This is a genomic window from Rhodococcus sp. EPR-134 (genome assembly GCF_001647205.1).
Lineage (GTDB): Bacteria > Actinomycetota > Actinomycetes > Mycobacteriales > Mycobacteriaceae > Rhodococcus_F > Rhodococcus_F qingshengii.
The window spans coordinates 1-2,553 of record NZ_LVCT01000449.1 but is presented as its reverse complement, the minus strand read 5'-3'; the positions used below and the strand labels follow the sequence as shown (position 1 = coordinate 2,553).

General features: G+C 59.6%; 4 protein-coding genes. All 4 read left to right on the top strand.

The window, feature by feature from the left end; all coding sequences use genetic code 11:
* The first annotated feature begins 165 nt into the window (after positions 1-165).
* Positions 166-1,131, top strand: a complete 966-nt coding sequence (locus A2J01_RS20870; RefSeq protein ID WP_039972672.1) for an L-lactate dehydrogenase — start codon at positions 166-168, stop codon at positions 1,129-1,131.
* A 40-nt stretch (positions 1,132-1,171) separates the two neighbouring features.
* The gene (locus A2J01_RS20865; RefSeq protein WP_003945275.1) at positions 1,172-1,558 is read left to right on the top strand and encodes a phage holin family protein; all 387 of its coding nucleotides are present in this window, start codon (positions 1,172-1,174) and stop codon (positions 1,556-1,558) included.
* Positions 1,555-1,920 (top strand): VOC family protein, encoded by a 366-nt coding sequence (locus tag A2J01_RS20860; protein ID WP_064113484.1) that lies wholly within the window; start codon positions 1,555-1,557, stop codon positions 1,918-1,920. The genes A2J01_RS20865 and A2J01_RS20860 overlap by 4 nt, the downstream gene beginning before the upstream one ends.
* 75 nt (positions 1,921-1,995) lie before the next feature.
* On the top strand, positions 1,996-2,490 hold the full coding sequence (locus A2J01_RS20855) for an SRPBCC family protein (protein ID WP_064113483.1): 495 nt from the start codon (positions 1,996-1,998) through the stop codon (positions 2,488-2,490).
* Positions 2,491-2,553 lie beyond the last annotated feature (63 nt).

Below are 2,553 nucleotides of genomic sequence, written 5' to 3'. Positions count from 1 at the left end.
GGTCGCCGACGTGGGATTCGCCGGTGCCGCCAACTGCAAGAACGGTTACCTCAGCCATGTCAGCGATCATCCACGTCGATTCTGAGAGGTCTGCATCCAAACCCTGAGAAGAGACTGGCAATCCGTTGTACTGCGAAATCGTTATCGAGCGAGCACCATTTACCCATGACGACGCCGAATCGTTCATCCAGACGAAAAGTGTCCGTTGTCGGTGCGGGAAGCGTCGGCACCGCAATTGCGTATGCGTGCCTGATACGCGGATCGGCCGACGCGCTCGCCCTCTACGACACCAACAGCGCAAAGGTCCGGGCCGAAGTTCTCGATCTCAACCACGGCACCCAGTTCACACCGCCGTGCACTGTCGACGGAGGCGATGACATCTCGGTCACCGCGGGATCCGACTTGGTCGTCGTCACCGCGGGCGCCAAACAGCATCCCGGTCAGTCGCGGCTCGAACTTGCCGCGGTGAACGTCAAGATCGCGCAGACACTGACCGAACAACTGTTGGCGGTGTCACCGGACGCGGTCCTTCTCTTCGTCACCAACCCGGTCGACGTGGCGACCTACGCAGCGATCCAGGCCGCGGGACCGTCGTACCGCGGCCGAATTTTCGGATCTGGGACCGTGCTGGACACGGCCCGATTGCGATTCCTGCTGGCTACCGAACTCGGAGTCGCGGTGGAGAACGTTCATGCCTTCATCGTGGGCGAGCACGGGGATTCCGAGATTCCGCTCTGGTCGAGCGCAACCATCGGCGGAGTGCCGGCAACCTCGTTCGTGGGACCGTCGGGTGGCGTCCTCGGCCCCGACCTACGCGCGAAAGTAGCGAAGTCTGTAGTCGAGAGTGCTTACGAGATCATCGAGGGTAAGGGCGCGACCAACCTCGCCATCGGATTGTCGAGCGCATTCATCGCGGAAGTCGTGTTGCGGGACGAACAACGGGTTCTGCCGGTATCGACTTTGCAGAGCGGCGTCCACGGACTCGAGCACGTTTGCCTGTCCCTTCCCACGATGGTTGGTCGTGCTGGTGCCGGCCGAGTCCTCGAAGTACCGCTATCGGAAAAGGAGGCTTCGGGGCTCCGATCTTCTGCCCGGACATTGCGAGAGGTGCAGGAATCTCTGGGATTGTGAATATCTGTTCTCCTCGATATCCGACATATAGGATCAACAAATGATCAGCTTCCTGATTCGCGCCGCGATCTTCCTGGGTTCTGCCGCTGTCGGGCTTCTTGTTGCGTCGTTGATTCTTTCGGGCTTCTCGGCGCCCACATCCGGGTTCATCGTTGCGGTCGTGATCTTTGCGATTGCGCAGTCGGTCCTGGCGCCGTTCATCGCCACGGTGGCAAAGCGCCATGCACCGGCATTTCTCGGCGGAATCGGATTGGTGTCGACATTTGTCGCGCTGTTGGTGGCGTCGCTCTTCTCCAATCTGTCGATCTCCGGTGTCTCGACGTGGATTCTGGGAACCGTCGTCGTGTGGCTGGTAACCGCCGTTGCGACGTTGGTTCTTCCGTTGTTGTTCGTGCGTAAGAAAGTTCAGGAGAAGAAGGCACAGTGACCCGCCCGAACATCGGTATGGACTACACAGTCTTGGACTGCCCGGATCCGGCTGCATTGGCCAACTTCTACGTCCAGGTCCTCGAGTGGAAAAGTGTTCGCGACGAGGACGATTGGCACGTGATCGAAGGACCCGGCGGGGAGCGGCTCGCGTTTCAGCTCGCTCCGGATTTTGTTCCGGTGGACTGGCCGACCTCCGGTGTCGGGATCCATCTGGATCTGTTCGTGGATTCTCTCGACCCCGCGGAGGCTTGGGTGACGAACCTGGGAGCGCAGCGGGTGACCGACATTCCGGAGCATCAGACTTTCCGCGTGTACCGCGACCCGGTCGGTCACTATTTCTGCCTGTGCCTGCGGGACTGAGTGTCGACTCGCTCCGATCTCGTCGACCGTGGATAATTCCGAACACTTGTCACGCCCGAGAATTGGAGATCGACGATGGCTTCGCAGAATTCCAACGAATTCCTGGTAGAACGTACGACGATCGTCAAGGCAGAAGCACCGGTCGTCTTCGCGTTGATCAACGATTTCCATCAGTGGACTCAGTGGTCGCCTTGGGAAGGTCTCGACCCGGCGATGCAGCGTACGTACGCGGGTCCTGACGCGGGCGTCGGGGCTTCGTACGCCTGGGCCGGAAACAAGAAGGCGGGCTCCGGTTCGATGGTGATCACCGAGTCCGTCCCTAACGAACGCGTAGTTTTGGACTTGGCCTTCCTCAAACCGTTCAAGGCGCAGAACGTCACCACCTTTCTCATCTCTCCCAATGCCGGCGTCTCTCCGAATGCCGGTGAAGTTCAGGTGACGTGGAAGATGACCGGAAAGAAGAATCTGTTCTTCAAGATCTTCGGTTTCATCTTCAGCATGGACAAGCTCGTCGGTAAGGATTTCGAGAAGGGCCTGTCCCAGCTGAAAGCTGCTGCAGAAAAGGGCTGACGAGCCGGTGGTACCGTCTCCCGGTGTTACGGATGACGCCCACCGACGCCCAAACCTTCTGGA